General features: G+C 71.4%; 21 protein-coding genes and 1 pseudogene. 2 read left to right on the forward strand and 20 right to left on the reverse strand.

Annotation, left to right across the window (positions count from 1 at the left end; translation table 11 throughout):
* Positions 1-256: 256 nt before the first annotated feature.
* Positions 257-826, forward strand: coding sequence for a murein hydrolase activator EnvC family protein (locus ACFWPS_RS15385; RefSeq protein ID WP_383705085.1), 570 nt, complete (start codon positions 257-259; stop codon positions 824-826).
* A 205-nt stretch (positions 827-1031) separates the two neighbouring features.
* On the opposite strand, the gene ACFWPS_RS15390 is transcribed toward ACFWPS_RS15385, so the two are convergent.
* The 17 genes from ACFWPS_RS15390 to ACFWPS_RS15470 all read right to left on the reverse strand — a co-directional run bounded on the left by ACFWPS_RS15390 (position 1032) and on the right by ACFWPS_RS15470 (position 14313).
* The gene (locus ACFWPS_RS15390; protein ID WP_383705118.1) at positions 1032-1589 is read right to left on the reverse strand and encodes a TetR/AcrR family transcriptional regulator; all 558 of its coding nucleotides are present in this window, start codon (positions 1587-1589) and stop codon (positions 1032-1034) included.
* Positions 1590-1717: 128 nt separating this feature from the next.
* Positions 1718-2560: an RNA polymerase sigma factor WhiG gene (gene whiG, locus ACFWPS_RS15395; RefSeq protein WP_383705087.1), complete on the reverse strand. Its 843-nt coding sequence runs from the start codon at positions 2558-2560 to the stop codon at positions 1718-1720.
* Between the two features lie 322 nt (positions 2561-2882).
* Complete coding sequence (gene dprA / locus ACFWPS_RS15400) at positions 2883-4028, reverse strand: DNA-processing protein DprA (RefSeq protein WP_383705089.1); 1146 nt, start codon at positions 4026-4028, stop codon at positions 2883-2885.
* Positions 4025-5635: a YifB family Mg chelatase-like AAA ATPase gene (locus tag ACFWPS_RS15405; RefSeq protein WP_383705092.1), complete on the reverse strand. Its 1611-nt coding sequence runs from the start codon at positions 5633-5635 to the stop codon at positions 4025-4027. Before ACFWPS_RS15405 ends, dprA begins: the two co-directional genes overlap by 4 nt.
* A 1-nt stretch (position 5636) precedes the next feature.
* On the reverse strand, positions 5637-6008 hold the full coding sequence (locus ACFWPS_RS15410) for a YraN family protein (protein WP_217547441.1): 372 nt from the start codon (positions 6006-6008) through the stop codon (positions 5637-5639).
* A 141-nt stretch (positions 6009-6149) separates the two neighbouring features.
* Positions 6150-6458, reverse strand: coding sequence for a DUF2469 domain-containing protein (locus ACFWPS_RS15415; protein WP_008745401.1), 309 nt, complete (start codon positions 6456-6458; stop codon positions 6150-6152).
* A gap of 56 nt (positions 6459-6514) precedes the next feature.
* Complete coding sequence (locus ACFWPS_RS15420; RefSeq protein WP_383705094.1) at positions 6515-7021, reverse strand: NUDIX hydrolase; 507 nt, start codon at positions 7019-7021, stop codon at positions 6515-6517.
* Entirely contained in the window at positions 7011-7796 is a 786-nt protein-coding gene (lepB, locus tag ACFWPS_RS15425; protein ID WP_383705095.1) for a signal peptidase I, read from the reverse strand. Before lepB (ACFWPS_RS15425) ends, ACFWPS_RS15420 begins: the two co-directional genes overlap by 11 nt.
* 150 nt (positions 7797-7946) lie before the next feature.
* Positions 7947-8834, reverse strand: a complete 888-nt coding sequence (gene lepB / locus ACFWPS_RS15430) for a signal peptidase I (protein ID WP_383705097.1) — start codon at positions 8832-8834, stop codon at positions 7947-7949.
* Positions 8809-9951, reverse strand: a complete 1143-nt coding sequence (gene lepB, locus ACFWPS_RS15435; RefSeq protein ID WP_383705099.1) for a signal peptidase I — start codon at positions 9949-9951, stop codon at positions 8809-8811. The genes lepB (ACFWPS_RS15430) and lepB (ACFWPS_RS15435) overlap by 26 nt, the downstream gene beginning before the upstream one ends.
* Positions 9944-10636, reverse strand: a complete 693-nt coding sequence (gene lepB / locus ACFWPS_RS15440) for a signal peptidase I (protein WP_383705101.1) — start codon at positions 10634-10636, stop codon at positions 9944-9946. Before lepB (ACFWPS_RS15440) ends, lepB (ACFWPS_RS15435) begins: the two co-directional genes overlap by 8 nt.
* A gap of 83 nt (positions 10637-10719) precedes the next feature.
* Complete coding sequence (rplS, locus tag ACFWPS_RS15445) at positions 10720-11070, reverse strand: 50S ribosomal protein L19 (protein WP_383705104.1); 351 nt, start codon at positions 11068-11070, stop codon at positions 10720-10722.
* A 136-nt stretch (positions 11071-11206) separates the two neighbouring features.
* Positions 11207-12040 carry a tRNA (guanosine(37)-N1)-methyltransferase TrmD gene (trmD, locus tag ACFWPS_RS15450; RefSeq protein WP_383705106.1) on the reverse strand — a complete coding sequence of 278 codons (834 nt, stop codon included), beginning with the start codon at positions 12038-12040 and terminating at the stop codon, positions 11207-11209.
* 3 nt (positions 12041-12043) lie between these two features.
* Positions 12044-12622 carry a ribosome maturation factor RimM gene (gene rimM / locus ACFWPS_RS15455; protein WP_383705108.1) on the reverse strand — a complete coding sequence of 193 codons (579 nt, stop codon included), beginning with the start codon at positions 12620-12622 and terminating at the stop codon, positions 12044-12046.
* A 101-nt stretch (positions 12623-12723) separates the two neighbouring features.
* Positions 12724-12963 (reverse strand): RNA-binding protein, encoded by a 240-nt coding sequence (locus ACFWPS_RS15460; protein ID WP_003973401.1) that lies wholly within the window; start codon positions 12961-12963, stop codon positions 12724-12726.
* A gap of 5 nt (positions 12964-12968) precedes the next feature.
* Complete coding sequence (gene rpsP, locus ACFWPS_RS15465) at positions 12969-13388, reverse strand: 30S ribosomal protein S16 (RefSeq protein WP_089098502.1); 420 nt, start codon at positions 13386-13388, stop codon at positions 12969-12971.
* 328 nt (positions 13389-13716) lie between these two features.
* A complete protein-coding gene (locus ACFWPS_RS15470; RefSeq protein WP_089098503.1) occupies positions 13717-14313 on the reverse strand; it encodes a hypothetical protein in 597 nt (198 codons plus the stop codon).
* 586 nt (positions 14314-14899) lie between these two features.
* Here ACFWPS_RS15470 and ACFWPS_RS15475 point away from each other — a divergent pair.
* On the forward strand, positions 14900-15760 hold the full coding sequence (locus ACFWPS_RS15475; RefSeq protein WP_383705110.1) for a class I SAM-dependent methyltransferase: 861 nt from the start codon (positions 14900-14902) through the stop codon (positions 15758-15760).
* A 139-nt stretch (positions 15761-15899) separates the two neighbouring features.
* On the opposite strand, the pseudogene ftsH reads toward ACFWPS_RS15475, so the two are convergent.
* The 3 genes and pseudogenes from ftsH to ACFWPS_RS15490 form a co-directional block, all read right to left on the reverse strand.
* Positions 15900-17321: pseudogene (ftsH, locus tag ACFWPS_RS15480) on the reverse strand (ATP-dependent zinc metalloprotease FtsH); the annotation flags it as partial.
* A 536-nt stretch (positions 17322-17857) separates the two neighbouring features.
* Positions 17858-19408 carry a signal recognition particle protein gene (gene ffh / locus ACFWPS_RS15485; protein WP_383705112.1) on the reverse strand — a complete coding sequence of 517 codons (1551 nt, stop codon included), beginning with the start codon at positions 19406-19408 and terminating at the stop codon, positions 17858-17860.
* A 95-nt stretch (positions 19409-19503) separates the two neighbouring features.
* Positions 19504-21889, reverse strand: a 2386-nt coding sequence (locus ACFWPS_RS15490; RefSeq protein WP_383705114.1) for a [protein-PII] uridylyltransferase, incomplete at its 5' end; no start/stop codon positions are given.

Here is a 21889-nt window from a genome sequence, read left to right on the forward strand (position 1 = left end):
GTTGTGCCGCGGGGGCCGGACGGCTCCCGCGCCTGACGCCCGGGTGCGCTGTGCCGCGAAGGACCGAGAAGCGCTGACACCTGCTTTTGATGGCCTGGTGTCGGGGCGTGCGAAGTCGACCCGGTGACCCGGATCGCCAACAGAAGTGTACGGGACCGGCGGGGTACCGGGTGACGCCACTGTCCACAACTCGGGAGTAATCCACAGGTACCGGCCATGATCGGCGGGGCTGCGGGACGGTTTGACCATGTTGGTCATGCGACGCGCGATGCGATGGATGGGGGCGGCGACGGTGTTGCCGCTGGCCTTGGCGGCGACCGCGGCCCGGGCCTGGGTGTGGGCGGCCGATCCGCAGCCGCCCGCTGCGGAGCCCGTGCCGGCGATCGCCCGCGCCTGGCCGGTGGGGGTACGGCCACCGGTCCTGCGCGGCTGGGAACCACCGGCGACGGTGTACGGCCCCGGGCACCGGGGGGTCGACCTGGGGGCGTCCGCCGGTGAGCCGGTACGGGCGGTGGCGGCGGGCCGGATCTCCTATGCGGGGCGGGTTGCGGGGAGGGGCGTGGTCTCGGTGCTGCTGACGGGCACGGATTTCCGCACGACGTACGAGCCGGTGACGGCGACGGTGCGGAAGGGGGACGAGGTGGCGGCGGGGGCGGTCGTGGGGACGGTGGAGGCGGGGGGTGCGCACTGCGGTGCGCGGGCGTGTGTGCACTGGGGGCTGCTCAGGGGGGACGCGTACGTGGACCCGTTGCTGCTGTTGCCTCCGTGGCTGCTGAACCGGGGGCCGTCGAGACTGCTGCCGGTGCTGCGGGTTCCGCTGCCATAGGGGCGGTGCGGGCCGGTCACGCGACTGCGGCTGCGTGGGGGTTACTCGCGCAGTTCCCCGGGCCCCTTACGGGGCACGTAGTCCGCGGGCAGTCGTGCCGCTGGGGCGGCACGGGTGGGCGCTGGGGGTCCCCCCGGCCGAAGGCTGGGGGAGGCACCCTGCAAGCGCCGGTAAGCGTCCCCCCTCCCCCGGCCTCAGCCCCCGCTCAGCCCCGCACACCCCGCAGCGCCATCGCCACAGCCGCGTCGGTGATCACCGCGGGATCCTCCGCCGCACCCAGCTCGATCCGCCGCACCGCGGCATCCACAACCCCCTGCACCAGCATCGCCGCAAGCCGGGGCTGCCCATGCCCCAACTCCCCCAGCGCCTCCACGATCATCGCGACCAGCCCGCCGTGCGCGGCCCGGATCTTCTCCCGCGCCCCCGCGTCCAGCTCGCTCGCCGAGATCGCGACCACCGCACGGTGCCGCCGGTCCCCGACCAGGGCCAGCTGCTGCCGCACATACGCCTCGACCTTGCCCTCGGCGGAAGCCGCCCGCTCCATCGCCGCCTCGACCTCCGCCGCCCACACGGGGAAGTCGACCTTGCACAGCTCCTCGACCACGGCGGCCCGGGACCGGAAGTACTCGTAGACGGACGACCGGGCCAGCCCCGTGCGCTCGGCGAGCGCGGGGAACGTCAGCGCCTCCGTCCCGCCCTCGGACAGGAGGGACCGCGCCGCGTCCAGCAGGGCGGCTCGCTGCATCGACCGGTGCTCGGCCACGGAGGCCGCTCGAATCCTTGGCACGTCAACCACTCTACGGACGCGCCGGGCCGGACGGGAGACAGCACGACCAGGACGCGGCCCGCCCGGCCGCCGCCGATGGCCGAAAACCCCCGCCAACCCCGCGCTCAACGGCCGAAACTCGCCAGCTTCGCCCGCAGCTGCAGCACCGACTTGGTGTGGATCTGGCTCACCCGGCTCTCGGTGACCCCGAGCACGTTCCCGATCTCGGCGAGCGTGAGCCCCTCGTAGTAGTAGAGGGTCACCACCGTCTTCTCCCGCTCCGGCAGCGTGTTGATCGCCCGCGCCAGGAACCGCCGCAGCTCCCGGTCCTCGGCCACCTCCACGGGGTTGTCCGCGGCGGTGTCCTCCAGCGTGTCCATCACGCTCAGCCCGTCGCCGCCCTCACCCCCGACGTGCAGCAGCTCCTCCAGCGCCACCACGTTGGCCAGCGACAGCTGGCTGAAGACGGCGTGGAGTTCGTCCACCTCGATGCCCAGTTCGGCGGCCACCTCGCCCTCCGAGGGCGTGCGCCGCAGCCGCGCCTCCAGCGTGGCGTAGGCCCGCTCCACGTTCCGTGCCTTCTGGCGGACCGAGCGCGGGATCCAGTCCAGCGCCCGCAGCTCGTCGATCATCGCGCCCCGGATCCGGGTGATCGCGTACGTCTCGAACTTGATCTCGCGGTCGACGTCGAACTTCTCGATCGCGTCGATGAGCCCGAACACTCCGGAGGAGACGAAGTCGGCCTGCTCCACATTGGGCGGCAGACCCACGCTCACCCGCCCGGCCACGTACTTGACCAGCGGCGAGTAGTGCAGGATCAGCTGTTCCCGCAGCCGGTCGTCCCCCGTCGCCTTGTACGACCGCCACAGCTCGTCGAGCGTCGAGGGAGCGGGCGGCCGCACGCTGCCACCGTCGCGGGCGGCTGGGGGGACCGCCGCCCGGTCGGACCCGGAGGTGTGCTGGGGCATTCGTCGCCTTGTGCCGTTCTGCCGTGAAGTGCCAGGAAGTGCCGTGATGTGCCGCGAACTGGGGTGAGCGGGGAGTGAAAGCGATGGTTGGGCGAGGTGTCGGTCTCATGTCGGTTGGCACGTTCTGCGCCAGGCCTTTCGTGAGCGTAGCGTGACTGAGGAGTCGCGGTGCGCGAACAGCGAGGCTCCACCCCTGCGCGAACCCCCTGTACGGCGCGCCCCACCGCGCTCGGCACGTCGCTCTGCGTGATCGACCGGAAGTGTCAACTCCGGGAATTCCCAAGGGCGTCGGGGGTTCCCCCGGACGGCCGAACACGCTCGGTCAGCACCGGCTCCGACCGGCCCGGACCGAGATCATCGCCTGGCGTGTCAACTTCCAGCCGTCGCCGTGTCGTTCGACGTAACCAAGTGCTCGGAGTTCGTACAGCCTCACGACGGCCTCGTCCTCGGACGTCTGCGCGCCGCGTGCCACCTCTTCGGGTGAGGCCGGCCGGTCCCCGGGCAGGGCGGCCAGGACCTGCCGGGCGGCGGGTTCCAGCAGGTCACGCGGGAGGACCGGGCCACGTCTGGCCGGGGCCAGCTCGCCCATGTCGCCCACGAGTTCGACGACCTCCGCGGCGTCGGTGACCAGCACGGCCTCCCCGCGGAGCAGCTCGTGCACCCCGGCCGAGAGACCACTGGTGGCCGGTCCGGGCACGCCCATGGTGAACCGGCCGAGCCGCTGCGCCGCCCGCGCGGTGACCAGCGAGCCGCTGCGATGGGCGGCCTCCACGACGACAGTGCCCCTGGTGAGCGCCGCGATGACCCGGTTGCGGAGCACGAACCTGCTCGGCGTGGGGTGCTCGCCGGGCGGCAACTCCCCCACCACCAGTCCCTGTTCGGCGATTCTGTTGATCAACTCGGTGTGGCCCCTGGGGTAGGGCCGGTCGACCCCGCAGGCCAGCACGGCGACGGTGGCCCCGCCGGCGCCGAGGGCTCCGCGGTGGGCGGCGCCGTCGACGCCGTAGGCGCCGCCGGACACCACCACCCAGCCGCGCTCGGCGAGCCCCGCGGCGAGGACGGTCGCCATGTGGGCGCCGTACTCGGTGCAGGCCCGGGCCCCGACGACGGCGACGGCCCGGAGCGCCCACATCCGCAGACTGGGCCGACCGCGCACCCACAGGCCGAGCGGGCGGGCATCGCCGAGGTCGTCGAGCTGGCTGGGCCACTCCGTGTGGCCGGGGCACACGAACCGTGCACCCGCCTCCCGGGCGACGGCGAGGTCGGCCCGGGGATCGGCCAGTGCCGCCCGGGCCAGCAGCCCCGTCCACCGCTTGCCGCCGACGCCCGGCAGGGCCTGACCGCCGTCGCGCAGCCGGCCCGCCACCTCGTGCACGCCCCGCTCCCGCACCCACCGCCCGGCGGCCTCGTCGCCGGGCTCGACGACCCGGGCCAGAAAGACCCGGGCGAGCAGCTCGGCGTCGCTCATGTGGCGATCCCTTCCAGGACCGCGCCGCGCCGGACGCCGGTGCGCAGCTCCAGGGCCAGGTTGACGTCGTTGGCCGAGGGCCGGTCGCGGCCCGCCAGGTCGGCGAGGGTCCAGGCGACCCGGAGTACCCGGTCCAGGCCGCGGGCGGTGAGCAGGCCCCGGTCGAGGTCCAGCTCGGCCTTGAGGAGCGCGCCCGGTCGGACGTGCCAGCGGGTGCGGAGTTCGTGGCCGGGGACCTCGCTGTTGGTGCGCCAGGGCAGCCCGTCGTAGCGGTGGGCGGCCCGCTCCCGGGCCGTGCGCACCCGGTCGGCCACGGCGGCGGAGGGCTCGGCCCTGGTGTGGGGCCGCAGCAGCTCGTCCCTGGCCACCGGTTCGACGGTCACCCTGAGGTCCACGCGGTCCATCAGGGGGCCGGAGAGCCGGGCCCGGTAGCGCTTGATCGAGGAGGGCCGGCACTCGCAGACGTCGCCGGAGGTGCCATGCCGTCCGCAGGGGCAGGGGTTGGCGGCCAGGACCATGAGGAACCTCGCGGGCATCCGCAGTATCCCGGCGGCCCGGGCGATGACGACGTGGCCCGACTCCAGGGGCTGGCGCAGGGCGTCCAGGACACTGCTGTGGAACTCGGCGGCCTCGTCCAGGAAGAGCACGCCATTGTGGGCCAGGGACACCGCTCCGGGGCGTGGCAGGCCGGTTCCGCCGCCGACCAGGGAGGCCATGGTTGCCGAGTGGTGCGGCGAGCAGTAGGGCGGTTTGTCGACCAGGGGGTGGCCGGGTGGCAGCATCCCGGCGACCGAGTGGACGGCGGTCACCTCCAGGGACTCCTGCCGGCCCAGCTCGGGCAGCAGCCCCGGCAGCCGCTCGGCCAGCATGGTCTTGCCTGCGCCGGGCGGGCCCTTGAAGAAGACGTGGTGGCGTCCGGCCGCGGCCACCTCCAGGGCGGCCCGGGCCACGTGCTGGCCGGCGACGTCCGCGAGGTCGGGCGCGTGGTCGCCGGTGGCGAGGCCGGTGCCGAGTCCCATGCCCGGGAGGGCGAGCCCGGCCAGGAACGGGTCCGGGCGGATCTCGCCGGGGACGGGCTCCTCGTCGGGCACAGGTTCGTCGGTGAGGACCGCGATCAGCTGGCGCAGACTGCGGACGCCCAGCACGGACACCCCCGGCACCAGCGAGGCCTCCGGCACCGCGCTCTCCGGCACCACCACCTGCTCGTACCCGGCGTCGGCGGCGGCCAGCACGGCGGGCAGGATGCCCCGGACCGGCCGGACCCGGCCGTCCAGGCCCAGCTCGCCGATCATCACGATCTCGGCGAGCACCCGGGGATCGATCCGCTCTGCCGCCCCGAGCACGGCGGCGGCGACCGCCAGGTCGAAGCCGCTGCCGCTCTTCGGCACGGACGCCGGGCTCAGCCCGACGGTGAGCTTCTTCGAGGGCCAGGCGGCTCCCGAGTTCACCACCGCGGCCCGGACCCGGTCCCGGCTCTCCGTCAGGCTCTTGTCCGGCAGCCCTACCAGGGTGAAGGCCGCCACCCCGGGCTCCAGGTCGGCCTGGACCTCGACCACCACGCCCTCGACGCCCACCAGCGCCACCGAGCAGGTACGCGCGAACCCCATCTCACGCCACCCCCCGGACGTGCTCGACCACGGGCGCCCCGCGCTGCGGCAGGAGCACACCGACCACGTCGATGCGGACGCCGCCCGGCGGTGCCCCGCCGTGTGCGTGGATCCAGTGTTCGGCGAGGCCGCGCAGGCGCTGCGCCTTCTCCGGGGAGACCGCGGCCATGGGATGCTCGAAGACACCCGCCCGGCGGGTCTTGACCTCGCAGACGACCAGGACGTCCCCGTCCCGCGCCACGATGTCGATCTCGCCCGTCCTGCCGCAGCGCCAGTTGCGCTCCAGGACCGTCAGACCGGCCTCGGCCAGCCGCCGTGCGGCCAGCGTCTCGCCGTACTTGCCGAGTGCACTGCGTGCCCGATTGGTGTTCATGTCGGCACCACCTCCGGCGCCAACCGTCACGCATTCCCCGCCAAGAAGTTGATCTTGGTGAGCTACTCAGCGGTTGTGGACAACTCCGTCACCCACACGGGCGACCACACCGACGACCACACCTGCACCACACCCCAGGGCTCACCCGCCCGGAAGTTCCAGGTCGGTCTTGTTCAACTCCTCGATGTTCACGTCCTTGAACGTGAGGACACGAACCTGCTTCACGAAACGAGCCGGCCGGTACATGTCCCAGACCCAGGCATCCGCCATGGACACCTCGAAGAACACCTCGCCCTGGACCGAGTGCACCTGCATCTCGTAGTCGTTGGTGAGGTAGAAGCGCCGCTCGGTCTCGATCACGTATTTGAACAGACCGACGACATCGCGGTACTCCCGGTAGAGCTTCAGCTCCATCTCGGTCTCGTACTTTTCGAGGTCCTCGGCGCTCATGGCATGTTCCCCTTCAGCCGTGCGATCCCACCATTGTGCGCCAGTCCCGCGCGCCCCTAGACGATTTCCGTGTCAAGGGTGACGGGCCCGGCGGGGGGACCTTCGTCGAGCAGCCTACGGAACAGCTCGGCGAGTCTGGTCGGATACACCGTCTCATGTGCCCGGGTCAGTTCCCGGCACGTCCACCAACGTGCTCCGGCCATACTGCGCCGCTCCAGCTCCGTCAGGGCTGTGGCCTCGGTGACCGTCTGCGTCGTACGCGCCAGGTAGTACCACTCGTCCTGGTCCCAGCGGCGGCCGGCGAACGGGAAGGAGCACGTCCGCCGCCACAGCACCGGGCCGAGTTCGACGTCCGTGATGCCGGTCTCCTCGGCGAGTTCCCGCAGAGCGGCCTGCTCCCGGGTCTCGTCGCCCTCCAGGCCGCCGCCGGGCGTGAACCACCAGTCGTCGGCCGGGTCGCCGGGCTCGTGGCCGTGCAGGAGCAGGATGCGGTTCTCCGGGTCGAGCAGGACCACCCGGGCCACCTTGCGCAGGCCGCCCTCCGAGAGCACCTCAGCGGGCACCGGCGGGCTCCGTAGCGGCACGGGTGCGGGAGCGGCCCAGCAGGTTCGCGACCGGGCCGTAGGCGCCGCCCGCGAGGACCAGCACGCCACCGGCCACGATCATGAACTCGATGACACGCAGCGGACCCGGCTCGGAGAGGGCGCCCAGGGTCTCGAAGCCGGTCGGGCGCTTGAGCAGACCCTTCATCGGCCAGATCACGGCGTCCACCCGGGCGCTCACGGCGCTGCGGGGGACCGTGCCCTGCGCCGCGTCCGTGAGGTGGGCGGTGGAGTCCAGGGAGCCCTGACGCTCGTCACCGAGGAGGAAGAGCCGGCCCTTCGGGACGGTGACGGTCGGGAAGCCCTGGAGTTCGGCCGCGCTGCCCGCCGGCAGATACGGCTCGTCGATCTGCTTGCCGTTGACGGTCAGCTTGCCGTCGGTGCAGCAGGCGACCGTGTCCCCGCCGATCGCGACCACGCGCTTGACGACGTCCGCGTTGGTGACCCAGCTCTTGTCCTTGAAGACGACGACGTCGCCCCGGCGCACCTCACTGCCGTCGATGCGCTGGCCGAGGACCCGGTCCCCGGCGTCGATCGTCGGCGTCATCGAAGTGGTGGGCACGGTGTACGGCCGGTAGACCACCGCTCCCCAGCCGAATCCTCCGAGGAACAGCACGATGCCCAGCGCGACGGCGATCCCGGACAACCGCTGTCCGAGCCTGCCGCCGGCCTGTGCCGCACTCGTGCTGGTGCCTCCGCCGCTGCGCGGGGCCGTACGTATCGTGCTGTCGCCCATGAGGCCGCACCCTACCCGGCAGTACCGGGCAGGGGCAGCCCTTCTTCGGCGGGCCTGGTCACAAGCTCCCCAAGGGCTTCACATGGGGAGGTCAGCAGACGTACAGGGAAGGCACTCACCCGGGATGCGGCCATGTCAGGCGGCATGCGGTCAGCGCTTGCCGGCGGCCACGCGCTTATCGAACTTCTGCTCGATCCGGTCGCCCCGGCGACGGCGCCACACGACGACCGGCAGGACGGCGGCGACGGCCACGCCCTGCGGTGCCACCGTGAGGGAGGCCGCGGCGGACGACTGCGTGTTGATGCCGCTCTGGTCGAAGGTGTCCGGGATCGGCAGCGTGCCCCAGCGGTTGATCGGCCAGGCCTTGACGATGGCGCGGCCGACGACGTCCTTCACCGGGACCATGCCGTGGTGCGTGTCGGACTGGTTGTAGCGCGAGTCGCGGGAGTTCTGGCGGTGGTCGCCCATCACCCAGATGTAGCCCTTGGGCACGTGCACCGTGAACTGGCCGCCCTGGTCGTCGACGCTGCACGGGGTGTTGCCCGGGTACACATAAGGCTCGTTCAGCGGGTGGCCGTTGACCATGAGCGGGCCGCTGCCCTTGCAGGAGACGGTGTCGCCGCCGACGCCGATGACCCGCTTGATCAGGTCCCTCTCCTCGGCGGACGGCATCAGGCCGATCCAGCTGAGGAAGGTCTGGATCGCGTTCGGCTGGGCGGTGGGCTCGCCCGCCAGCCAGTCGTCCGGGTCGTGGAAGACGACGACCTCGCCGCGCTCCGGCTTGGAGCCGAACCACGGGGTGAGCTTGTCGACCAGGACGCGGTCACCCTGCTGGAGGGTGTTCTGCATCGAGTCCGACGGGATCGAGAACGCCTGCACCAGGAACGTCTTGATCAGCAGCGCCAGCACCAGCGCGATGACGACCAGGATCGGCAGCTCCTTCCAGAAGGAGCGTGGCTTCTTCGGTGCGGGCGCCGCCGATTCACCCGGGTCCCCGTCCGTACCCCCGCCGTCACCGCCGGAGTGCGGACCGTCCACCGGGGTGCTGTCTCCGCCGGGCCCGGTACCGTTCCCCGAGGCCGAGGAGCCGTCTGCGGGGGGGACATTCTCCACAGGGCGCCCGCTGTGCTCCTCGCCGTCGTAGCCCGACCGCGCGCCAACCGCCACATCCCCCACGCCAACTCCTTACTCCGTGCCGCCGCCCACGCCATCCCCGGCGCAAGCCCACCACTCCCATAACGAGCGGGAGTTCCGCAGGGCTCGGGAGTTGGATGTATCCGTTCGGATCGTCGGAGGCAACCCTATGCGACAGCTGGGGAGCCGCGGTCGACCCCGACCCGGAGTCAGAAACGCTTGCGAAGGTTTTAGGTTCGTCGAGCTTGGTCCAGTGGCCGACGGGCCAGCCGATCATCATGGCCCGGCCCACCACCGAGGTCACGGCGACCGTGCCGCCGTAGTCGGTGTCCTGGTGCGCCCGGGAGTCGGCCGAGTTGCCCCGGTGGTCGCCCATCACCCACAGCCGCCCCTCCGGCACGGTGATGTCGAACTCCTGGGTGGAGGGGGCGTTACCGGGGTACAGGTAGTCGCCCTCGGTCAGCGGTACGCCGTTGACGGTCACGCGGCCCTGTGCGTCACAGCACTTGACGTGGTCGCCGCCGACGCCGATGACCCGCTTGATGAGGTCCTTCTCGTTGGCGGAGGGCAACAGGCCGATGAAGGTGAGCCCTTCCTTGACCTGCTTGACCACGACCGGGTCGTTCGCCTGGGTGGTCTCCTCGTCGTTCAGCCAGCCGCCCGGGTCGTGGAAGACGACGACGTCCCCGCGGTGCGGCTTCCACCCGAACCACGGGGTGAACTTGTCGACCAGGACGCGGTCGCCGATCCGGATCGTCTGCTCCATGGAGCCCGACGGGATCACGAAGGCCTGGACGAGGAACGTCTTCAGCACGAGCGCTATCAGGACGGCCACGCCGACCAGCAGCGGTATCTCCCGCACCGCACCGCGCCGGCGCCGGCGCTTGACCTTGCGCTGCAGCTTGCGCCGCTCCGCGCGGGAACGCCCGCCGGACGAGCCGGAGGTGCGCCGGGCCCCGGTGGGCAGCAGGTTGGCGGCGGCGTCGACCGGCACGCCGCGCCGTTTGCCCCGGTTACCCATGGGACGCTCCGGCCGACGGCACGCGCGCGTAGGCGGCGGGACGGGTGAGATGCGTCCAGTGGGCGTACGGCCAGACGATCCAGTCGGCCCGGCCGATGACCCTCGTGACGGGGACCATCCCGCCGCCGGGTGAGCCGAGGTGGTCGCGGGAGTCGCTGGAGTCGCCGCGATGGTCGCCGAGAAGGAAGAGCGTGCCGTCCGGGACGTCGACGTTGAAGGGCACCGTGGAGGGGGTGTCCCCGGGATAGAGGAACGCGGTCTCGTCGACCGGCCGGCCGTTCACTTCGATCCTCCCCTTCTTGTCGCAGCAGACCACATGGTCTCCTCCCACACCGACGACGCGTTTGATGTAGTCGGCGTCCCCGAAATATCCGGAGCCGTCGAACACCACGACATCTCCCCGGCGCGGCCCGGCACCGAAACGGTACGCCAACTTATTTACGAGAACGCGGTCCCCGATCCTCAATCCCTGTTCCATGGATCCGCTGGGAATCTGGAATGGTTGCGCCACGAAAGTGTTGAGGACGAGCAAAAACGCCAGGCAGGCGAAGAGGGTGAGGGTGAACCAGCCACCCGGCAGCCAGTCGGTGACCCGCGCCACCAACGCGAAACGCGACCGGTCCTCCGCGGCCTCTGGTTCGGGGCGGGAGGAGCGGTCGCGCTCCGTCTGCTGTTCGGTGTCCATCGGGGCCAGATGCTATCCGGCCTCGCTGAGACTCCCTCTTACCGGCTCGTTCGCCTACGGCTTCCGGGTGCCGGCACGCGACATCACTTGTCGCGCTTCTCCTTGATCTTCGCGGCCTTGCCGCGCAGCTCGCGCAGGTAGTACAGCTTGGCGCGACGCACGTCACCGCGGGTGACGAGCTCGATCTTCTCGACGATCGGGGTGTGCACCGGGAAGGTGCGCTCGACGCCGACGGAGAAGGAGACCTTGCGGACCGTGAAGGTCTCGCGGACACCGCTGCCCTGGCGGCGGATCACAACGCCCTTGAACTGCTGCACACGGGAGCGGTTGCCCTCGATGACGCGGACGTGGACGTTGACGGTGTCACCCGGGCGGAAGGCCGGGACGTCGCTGCGCAGCGACGCGGAGTCGACGGTGTCGAGCAGGTGAGACATTTCGTCTGCTTTCCTCGCGAATGCCACAGGTCATCAGCGGAAACTAGGTGTGTCATGAGGACTGCCGTGCGGGTCGGGGCGGGCGTCGTGTCCCCCTGTGGCAGGGGCGCACGCCGGACGGACGCACAACAGCGGCCTATTCTTCCACGCCCTCTGGCCTGCGCCAAAATCGGCCGTGGGGTTCGCCCTCCGGGTCCGGGGCCCAGCCCAGGATGGAGAGCATCTCGCGGTCCTTCTTGTCGAAGGCCTTGGGGTCGCAGCGCTCGATCAGGTCGGGCCGGTGGGCGGTGGTCCGCTTCAGGGCCTCGTCACGGCGCCAGCGGGCGATCTTGCCGTGGTGGCCGCTGAGCAGCACCTCCGGGATGTCCCGGCCGCGCCACACCGGCGGCTTGGTGTAGACCGGGCCCTCCAGGAGGTTCGCCATCGCGCCGGGTGCGAAGGAGTCGTCCCGGTGCGACTCGGCGTTGCCGAGGACCCCGGGCAGGAGCCGGGCCACGGCCTCCGTGATGACCAGTACGGCCGCCTCGCCGCCGGCAAGGACGTAGTCGCCGATGGACACCTCGTAGACCGGCATCCGGGTGGCGTACTCGTCCATGACGCGCCGGTCGATGCCCTCGTAGCGGGCCGGCGTGAAGATCAGCCAGGGCCGCTCGGAGAGTTCGACGGCGAGTTCCTGGGTGAACGGGCGGCCGCTCGGGGTGGGCACGATCAGTGCGGGTGCGTGCGAGCCGGTCTCGTAGCCGTCGGCGAGCGCGGAGTCGAGGGCGTCGCCCCAGGGCTCGGTCTTCATGACCATGCCGGGACCGCCGCCGTACGGCGTGTCGTCGACCGTGTTGTGCCGGTCGTACGTCCAGGCACGCAGATCGTGGACATGGACGCCGAGCTGCCCACGCGCGCGTGCCTTGCCGACGAGCGAGACGTTCAGGGGTTCGAGGTACTCGGGAAAGATCGTGACGACGTCGAGGCGCATCTCTTACGACTCTTCCCGTGCGGACGGCTCTTCCCGCAAGGACGGCTCTTCCCGCGAAGACGCGACCTCGGCCTGGTCGTCGATCAGACCCGGCGGGGGCGCGACGACCGCCTTCTGCTCCTCCAGGTCGATCTCGACGACGATCTCCTCGACGAAGGGGATCATGACCTCGCTGCCGTCGGGCCGCTCCACGATGAAGAGGTCCTGGGAGGGCAGGTGCGAGATCTCGGTGATCCGGCCGACCTCGGTGCCGTCCTCGGTGACCACGTCCAGGTCGATGAGCTGGTGGTCGTAGTACTCGTCCTCGCCCTCGGGCAGCTCCTCCGGGTCGATCTCGGCGATCAGGAGGGTGTTGCGCAGGGTCTCGGCGCCGGTGCGGTCCTTGACGCCCTCGAAGCGCAGGAGCAGACGGCCGCTGTGCACCCGCCCGGTCTCGATGGTGAGCGGTCCCGCCGACGCGGGATCGGTGGCGAGTACGGCGCCGGGCGCGAGCCTGAGCTCCGGCTCGTCGGTACGTACCTCGACGGTGACCTCGCCCTTGATGCCGTGGGCGCGGCCGATCCGTGCGACTACCAGCTGCACTGTGCCTGTTCTCCTGTCATCTCCTGCTCGACCTGCTCATACGACTGCGGGCCGGGGACGGCCAGTGGCCCTCCCCGGCCCGAGCCGGTGCTGTGAAAGCGTCAGCGGACGTGGTCGACGTCGACTAGGTCGACGCGGACTCCGCGGCCGCCGATGGCGCCCACGACGGTGCGCAGGGCACGCGCGGTGCGGCCGTTGCGGCCGATCACCTTGCCGAGGTCGTCGGGGTGCACCCGGACCTCCAGCACGCGCCCGCGACGCAGGTTGCGCGAGGCGACCTGCACATCGTCAGGGTTGTCGACGATGCCCTTCACGAGGTGCTCAAGCGCCTCTTCGAGCATGCTGCTCAGGCCTCGGTCGACTCGGACTCAGCCGCGGCCTCGTCCTTCTTCTCAGCCTTCTTCTTCTGGGTGATCGCCTCACCCTTGCCCTCGTCGTCACCGCCGAGCGCCTCGAACGACGGACGCGTGGCCTTCGGAGCGGCCACGAGCAGCGGCGCCGGGGCGGGCTCGCCCTTGAACTTCTGCCAGTCGCCGGTCTTCTTCAGGATGGCGAGCACGGGCTCGGTCGGCTGGGCGCCGACGCCGAGCCAGTAGGCCACGCGGTCGGCGTCCACCTCGATGACCGACGGGTTGTAGGTCGGGTGGTACTTGCCGATCTCCTCGATCGCACGGCCGTCACGGCGGGTGCGGGAGTCGGCGATGACGATGCGGTAGTGAGGCGAACGGATCTTGCCCAGACGCTTCAGCTTGATCTTGACTGCCACGGGAGTGGGTTCTCCTGGTTTTGACGTGGTTGGGCACGGCGAGACTGCCGCGTGGGGTTGCGGTACCCGAGTGCCCGACGGACGCGTCAGCCGGAGGAGAGAGGGGTCCTGTGCGGCTGTCGAGTACAGCTAGCCATTGTGCCATACCCTGCGGGCCGCTTTTGGCCGACGGTCGGGTGGGTGCGCGGGCATGCCGGAAAGGCACCCGGCGTGGAGGTGAGGTCACGTCGGGTGCGCTGCCCGGCGCCGATGAGCTGCCGTCCGCGCCCACAGGGGGCCGAGGGCGTGGCGATGAGCAATGGCTGCGGCTGCCACGAGCAGCCGTGGCCTATGCCGCTCCCACGACCTCCGGGATGCGGAACGGCTTGCCGCAGCCGCCGCAGACGATGGGGGCCTGAGCCAGGACCGACGGGACCACCCGGACGTTGCGACCGCAGTCGCACACCGCCTTGACCCGGACGCCGCCGCCGGAGGAGCCATGGCGGGCGGCAGGGCCGCGGAAGGTGCGGGAGGTGTCGGCGGACGTGGCCACCGTGTGCGCCTTGAGTGCGCGCTGCAGTCTCTCGATGGTCGGGCGGTAGCGTCGCTTCGCCTCGGGGTTGAGCGTGACCAGCGAGAAGCCGCTGCTGGGATGCGGCTCGTCGGGGTGGTCCAGGCCCAGCTCCTCGGCGATCGCGAGGAATCGTCGGTTGTGGTAGCGGCCGGCCCGGGAGGTGTCGCGGACTCCGCGGGAGGCGGCGATGCCGTGGACTGCCTCATGGAGCAGCCGTTCGAAGGAGAGTTCGTGACCGCACGCGGACGACGACTCCCCGATCAGGGACTCTGGCGCGGCAAGGTCCGGCAGCTCGGGGTGGTACCGCTGAATGTCGGCCCACGCCTGCGCCAGCTCTGCGGCGAGAACAGGTGGTGTCTGTGTCGTGCTCACGTAATGAGAACGAGCGGGAGTGCCTCTGTGTTCCTATTCCGGGGCATCCCAAATAATTTGCACGTACCCGTCAGTTGCCGCTGATGCGTGGAGACGAGTACGGGTGCGCTGATCTGCGGAGAAGCCTCACAGCTCATACCAAGCCGGTGCGTAGCCTGACGTACGACCCGCCACGTATCCCTGGCCCGGACGCCTGGACGGCGAAGGTCGGCGGATGCGCAAGAGGCGTTTCGGTCGCTCTCGTGGCGGGAGTCCCATCCCGGTCAGCGTGCGCGGCGGCCCCGACGTTACCCGCAACCCGTCGTCATCCGGCGCCGGCCCGTCTCCGGCGACCGGACACCGCGCGGTCACGGTGCCGGCCGACCATGGCCAGAACCGCCGTGCCGTGGGTCCGATGGTAGAGCCCCAAGTTGCCGGGATGTGAAATCTCGCCACAGTCACAGCCCACGTACAAGCAGGGACCCGCGACCTCTGGACGCCACCGCGAGCCCGGAGTTATGTGGCATAGGTGGGAAGTGCGAGCGCACGGCACGGGGGCCACGGAATCGGTCAGTGCGTAACTCTCGGCGGATTGGGGCGCTTACCTATGACACCTACGCTCGTGCGGCAGCACCGGTCTCACGCGGATTCCACCCCCCGCGTGAACCTGTGGGCACGCGCGCGTGACTGGTCCGAGATCCAGGAGCGGATGCTGGTACCGCTCTACGAGACCGTCCACGAGCGACTCGAAGTGGGCCCCGCCACCCGGCTGCTCGGCCTGCGCTGCGGTTCCGGTCTCGCCCTGCTGATGGCGGCGACCAGAGGCGCCGCGGTCACCGGTGTCGACTCCTCCCCCGAACGGCTCGCCCTCGCCCGCGAGCGTCTGCTGCCCGACCCGGCCCCGAGCGCACGCGCGCGTGGCCGTGCCGCCCGGATCGTCCAGGGCTCGCCCAGGCACGCGGCGGGCGCGCAGGCACCGGCGTACAACCTGATCACCGCCTTCGACCCGATCGGCTGCCTGGCCGGCGACGCCGAGGGACTCGGTGACCTGCTCGCCGAGGCGACGCCTCTGGCGGAGCGCGGGGCGGCCGTGGTGCTGGCCGGCTGGGGGCCGCCGGAGCGCTGCGCGACCTCGTCCGTGCTGCGGGTGGCCGCGAAAATGGCCGATCCTTTGCGCAGTGCGAGCAGTTGGCGCCCGGCCTGTCGGGACGATCTGGAGGAGGTCGCCCAGCGGGCCGGTCTGCGGATCGACGGTTCCGGGCGGGTCTCCTGCCCGTTCGGGTACGCCGACGCGGACAGCGCGGTGCGCGGGCTGCTGTCGACCGGCCTGTTCGACGCGGGGATCGCGGCGGCCGATCAGGAGCAGGTCGGCAAGGAGCTCGCCGAGGCGCTTCACCCGTACCAGCGTGCGAACGGCACGGTGTGGATGCCGAATGTCTTCCGGTACCTGATAGCGCGGCTTCGCTGACGCTGGGTCTCGGCCGAAATTTCGGGTGCGGCGCCGTTGTGGCTGGTCGCGCAGTTCCCCGCGCCCCTTTCGGGGCGCTCAAAGCCGGGGCGCTACAAGTCGGGGCGCTACAAGTCGGGGCGGTCGGATTCGGGGTGCCTCAGACCTCGTCCAAGTCCTTTGTCACGCGGGTGATCCCCGCGATGCGGTACGCGTCCGCCTCCTCCAGGGTCTCGTTCTCCAGCAGTGCCTGGGCCAGTGCGTCCAACTGGTCGCGGTGGTCGCGGAGTTTGCGGCAGGCCTCCTCGGAGCACTCGTCGACGATCCGGCGCATCTCGGTGTCGATGACGTCGAGGGTCTGGGGCGCGGCGGCGAGTCCGTATGCCTGCTGGGCGTCGTTCGGGAGCGCGGAGAGGCGGCCGACCTCCTCGCTCATGCCCCAGCGGGACACCATCCCGCGCGCGATGTTGGTGACCTGTTCGAGATCGCTCTCGGAGCCGGTGGTGATCACGTCGTACACGACGTGCTCGGCGGCCATGCCGCCGAGGGCGCCGATGATCCGGCCGCGCAGGTACTCCTCGGTGTACGCGTACTTGTCGGCGTCCGGCGTGGAGAGCGTGACGCCGAGGGCACGGCCGCGCGGGACGATGGTGATCTTGCGGACCGGGTCGGCACCGGGCTGGAGCATGCCGAGCAGGGCGTGCCCGCTCTCGTGGTAGGCCGTGCGCCTGCGCTCCTCCTCGGGCATCACCAGCGGCCGTTCGGCGCCCAGCTGGACCTTCTCCAGTGCCTCCGACAGGTCGGACTGGGTGACCTTCTGCTGCTTGCGCTTGACGGCGAGCAGGGCGGCCTCGTTGGCGAGGTTGGCCAGTTCGGCACCGGTCATGCCCGGGGTGGTGCGGGCGACCTGGGCGAGGTCGACGCCCTCGGCGAGCGGGATCTGGCGGGTGTGGATCTGGAGGATCGCCTCGCGGCCGGTGCGGTCGGGGGGCGAGACCTGGACGACCCGGTCGAAGCGGCCGGGACGGGTGAGCGCGGGGTCCAGGATGTCGGCGCGGTTGGTGGCCGCGATGACGATGACGCCCTCGGAGCCGGAGAAGCCGTCCATCTCGGTGAGGATCTGGTTGAGGGTCTGCTCGCGCTCGTCGTGCCCGCCCATGGAGGCGCCGCCGCCGCGGGCCCGCCCGATGGTGTCGATCTCGTCGATGAAGATGATGGAAGGGGCGACCTTGCGGGCCTCCGCGAACAGTTCGCGCACGCGTGAGGCGCCGACGTCCACGATCATCTCGATGAACTCGGAGGCCGAGGCCGAGAAGAACGGCACCCCCGCCTCGCCGGCGACGGCCCGCGCGAGCAGCGTCTTGCCGGTGCCGGGCGGGCCGGCGAGGAGCACGCCCCTCGGCATCTTGGCGCCCATCCTGCGGTAGGCGTCGGGGTTCTCCAGGAAGTCGACGACGTCGTTGAGCTCGCCCTCGACCTCGTCGATGCCGGCCACGTCCTCGAAGGTGGTCCGCTGCTGTCCGGGCTCCAGTTCGACCGGCTTGGGCGGCGCCTTGCGGCCCGGTATGCCGAGGGCGCCGCCGTGGTGTGCGCATCTCCCGCCTTTCAGGCGGCTGCTACGGCTCCTCGGGGGCGCCCTCGGTGCGCCAGGGCTGGTCGGGCGACCTGCGTGGCGGCGCAGGGTTGGTCAGTAGCGATCCGGATATGACCAACCGTTCCTTTGCAGTGAGCGGAGGTGAGTCTGCGCACTGGCACGCCCCGAACGGTGTTGGGCGCACTGGTCGTCCGCTTTCGCAACCGGGCGGCGACACGGATCCTGTCCGTGGTCCGATCCAGAAGGGCGGAGTCCCTCACGACCTGGCCTGTGGAAGTGGCCAGAGGCGACGGGGAGGCCCTGAACCATCACTCCGGTGGAGCAGGGGCCCCGCACTCCCCCAGCTACCGCTGGGGGTGCCCCCAGGCACCACACCCGGCGTCCCAGATCGCGCTGACCACGCTACTCCGGACCTCACCGGACACAGCAAGCCTGAAGGCCGACCATCACACGATCGAGCTAAACCGTCGCCTGGTGCGCTCATCGAGTGGCCCTTGCAACCCCTGGCACCCGCGCAGGTGAACTCAGCCCATGAACTTCTTGAACTCGTCCGGCAGCTCGAAGTCCTGACCGCCCTGCTGCGGCAGCCCGAAGGCGCCTCCGCCCTGTGCGGCGGCCTCGCGGCGCTGGGCCTCCTCCAGCTCCTGCTGCTTGCGCTTCATCGGGTTGCCGGAGCGCTGCTTGCCCTTGGCCTGCTTCGGCTGCTTCTTGCTACGGCCGGGGCCGCCGCCCATGCCCGGGATCCCCGGCATGCCCGGCATACCGCCGCCCTGGGCCATGCGGGACATCATCTTGCGGGCCTCGAAGAACCGCTCGACGAGCCCCTTCACCGCGCTGACCTCGACACCGGAACCCTTGGCGATACGCGCGCGGCGCGAGCCGTTGATGATCGTCGGGTCCTGGCGCTCGCCCGGGGTCATCGACTTGATGATCGCGGCGGTGCGGTCGACGTCCCGCTCGTCGAGGTTGTTGATCTGGTCCTTGATCTGCCCCATGCCGGGCAGCATCCCGAGCAGCTTGCTGATGCTGCCCATCTTCCTGACCTGTTCCATCTGGGCCAGGAAGTCGTCCAGGGTGAAGTCCTGGCCCTTCTTGGACGCCAGCTTGGAGGCCATCTTCTGGGCCTCTTCCTGGCTGAACGTCTTCTCCGCCTGCTCGATGAGGGTGAGCAGGTCACCCATGTCGAGGATGCGGGAGGCCATCCGGTCCGGATGGAAGGCGTCGAAGTCCTCCAGCTTCTCGCCGTTCGACGCGAACATGATGGGCTTGCCGGTGACCTGGCGGATGGAGAGCGCGGCACCACCGCGGGCGTCGCCGTCGAGCTTGGACAGGACGACACCGTCGAAGCCGACGCCGTCCCGGAAGGCCTCGGCGGTGGTGACGGCGTCCTGACCGATCATGGCGTCGACGACGAAGAGGATCTCGTCGGGGCTGACCGCGTCCCGGATGTCCGCGGCCTGCTGCATCATCTCCTGGTCGATGCCCAGGCGGCCGGCGGTGTCCACGATCACGATGTCGTGGACCTTCTGCTTGGCGAACTCGATGGAGTCCCTGGCGACCTTGACCGGGTCGCCGACGCCGTTGCCCGGCTCGGGCGCGTAGACGGCGACACCGGCACGCTCGGCGACCACGCTCAGCTGGTTGACGGCGTTGGGGCGCTGGAGGTCGGCGGCGACAAGCAGCGGGGAGTGACCCTGCTCCTTCAGCCAGTGGGCGAGCTTGCCCGCAAGGGTGGTCTTACCGGCACCCTGGAGACCGGCCAGCATGATCACGGTGGGCGGCTGCTTGGCGAACCGCAGCCGGCGCGTCTCGCCGCCGAGGATCGTGACCAGCTCGTCGTTGACGATCTTCAGGACCTGCTGCGCCGGGTTCAGCGCCTTGGAGACGTCGGCGCCGAGGGACCGCTCCTTGACGTTCTTGATGAACGTGCGGACGACCGGGAGAGCGACGTCGGCCTCGAGCAGCGCGATCCGGATCTCCCGGGCCGTGGCGTCGATGTCGGCTTCGCTCAGACGCCCTTTTCCGCGCAGATTCTTGAAGGTCGCTGAAAGGCGATCGGAGAGAGTGTCGAACACGGCGGCGTCGGTCCTCGGAGTCGGGGTCGGTGAGCGTCTTCCAGGGTATCCGGCCGCGCAAGGATGTCGCCCCCGCCTTGCATGACCGTGCGCGGTCAGGCCCTGAGCGTCTCCTCCAGCTTGCGCGCCACGGAGGCCGCCTCCTCGGGGGGCAGGGGCGCTCTGTCGGTGCCGGTCACGTAGAAGGCGTCGACGGCGTTGGACCCGAGCGTGCTCACATGCGCGCTGCGCACCCGTACCTCGGCGTCCTCCAGGGCCCGCCCGATCCGGAACAGCAGGCCCGGCGCGTCCTGGGCCCGTACCTCGAACACCGTCGCGTGCCGGGAGGCCGCGGACGCCACCGTCACGCGCGGGGGCGGGGCCACCCAGCCCCGGCGCCTCGGGTAGGCCGCGTCGCGCTCCGCGAGGCGGCCGGCGATGTCCAGGGAGCCGTCCAGGGCGCGGACCAGGTCGGCACGGAGCCGGGCCGCCTGCGGCAGGGAGCCGTACTCGGCCGCGACCCGCCAGTCGAGGAGCAGGACGGTGCCGTCGTCGACGTCGCTGGGGAGCTGGAGGGAGCGCAGTTCGGCCGTGCGGACCGTGAGGCGGTGCATGGCCAGCACGCCGGAGACGGCGGGGAGGACGCCCGCCTGGTCCGGTACGGCGATGAGCAGCTCGACGCCGAGCGGTTCCGGGTCGCGGGCGGGCTCCTCGTCCGTGGCCGCCGGCTCGGTCTGGGCGCGCAGGGCCAGGACCGGGGCGCCGGTGCGGAAGGCCTCGATGGCCAGCCGCTCCTGCTCGGCCGTGGGCGCGCCCGGTTCGGGCTCGTCCGCGGAGTCCCCGGCGAGGACCGCCGAGACCCGCTTCACCAGGTCGGCGACGAGTGAGCCGCGCCAGGACGACCAGGCCGCGGGGCCGGTGGCCAGCGCGTCGGCCTCGGTGAGGGCGTGCAGCAGCTCCAGGGTGCCCTGGGTGCCGACCGCCTCGGCGACGAGGCGGACCGTGGCCGGGTCCTCCAGGTCGCGCCGGGTGGCGGTCTCGATGAGCAGCAGGTGGTGTCGTACGAGCGTCGACAGGACCGCCACCTCGGCGCGGTCGAAGCCGATCCGCGCGGCCACGTCCTTGACGATGATCTCGCCGGCCACCGAGTGGTCGCCGGGCCAGCCCTTGCCGATGTCGTGCAGCAGGGCGGCGACCAGGAGCAGGTCGGGGCGGTGGACGCGGCGGGCGAACTCGGAGGCGCGGACGGCGGTCTCGATGAGGTGCCGGTCGACGGTCCAGATGTGCACGGCGTTGCGCTGCGGCCGGCAGCGGACCCGCTCCCAGTCGGGGAGCAGGCGGGTGATCAGGCCCTCGGCCTCCAGCGCCTCCCAGACCTCGACGGTCGGGCGGCCGGAGCCGAGCAGGGTGACCAGTTGCTCACGGGCCTCGGCGGGCCAGGGCGTGGGCAGCGGGCGTGCGGTGGCGGCCATGCGCCGTACGGCGTGCAGGGAGAGCGGGAGGCCGGCCTGGGCGGCGGCGGCCGCGGCGCGCAGCGGGAGCACGGGGTCGCGTTCGGGGCGGGCGGCGCGGGCGAGCACCACCTCGCCGTCCTGTTCCACCACGCCTTCGGCGAGCGGGGAGCGCTCGGCGACGGGCTTGCCGCCGCCCAGCATGGCGCGCAGCCGGGGCCGGACGGCGCGCGACCGCAGCACCCGCCCCACCTCGCGCCAGGTGACGTCACTGGCGTAGGAGATGACGCGCGCGGACTCGTAGACCTGGCGCAGCAGGGTGTCGGCGTCGAGGAGGTCGAGTTCGGCGGCGACCTGGTCCTGCTCCTGGAGCGCGAGGCGGTCGGTGGCACGCCCTGTGGTCAGGTGCAGGGCGTCACGGACGTCGAGGAGACGCCGGCGGGCGTCGGCGAGGCCCTCGCGCGGGGCGTCGGCCAGCCAGGAGGCGGCGACGGCGCGCAGGGCGGTGGCGTCCCGGAGGCCGCCGCGGGCCTCCTTCAGGTCCGGTTCCAGGAGGTACTGCAGCTCGCCCTGGCGTTCGGCGCGCTCGGCGCAGAGTTCCTGGAGTTCGGGGAGGCGTTTGGGCGCCTGGTTGCGCCAGTCGGCGAGGATCGCGGTGCGCAGTCCGGAGGTCAGGCCCAGGTCGCCGGCGATGTGGCGGGCGTCGAGGAGGCCGAGCTGGACCTTGAGGTCCTCGCCGGCGGTCTTGCGGGCCTCGGCGGGGGTGCGCACGGAGTGGTCGAGGGCCAGGCCCAGGTCCCAGACGGGGTACCAGAGCCGGTCGGCGACGGCGGCCACCGCGCCGGAGTCGCCGCCGTCGTGCAGGAGCAGGAGGTCCAGGTCGCTGCGTGGGGAGAGCTCGCTGCGGCCGTAACCGCCGACGGCGACCAGGGAGACGCCGCCCCTGATGCCCTCGGTGGCCGCCGCGAACAGCCCGGTCAGCCATTCGTCGGTCAGCTCGGCGAGGGCGGTACGGCGCGGCGGCCCGGACCGGGCCCCCTCGGTGAGGAGG

Origin of the sequence: Streptomyces sp. NPDC058457, from assembly GCF_042720695.1 — a bacterium.
Classification (GTDB): domain Bacteria; phylum Actinomycetota; class Actinomycetes; order Streptomycetales; family Streptomycetaceae; genus Streptomyces.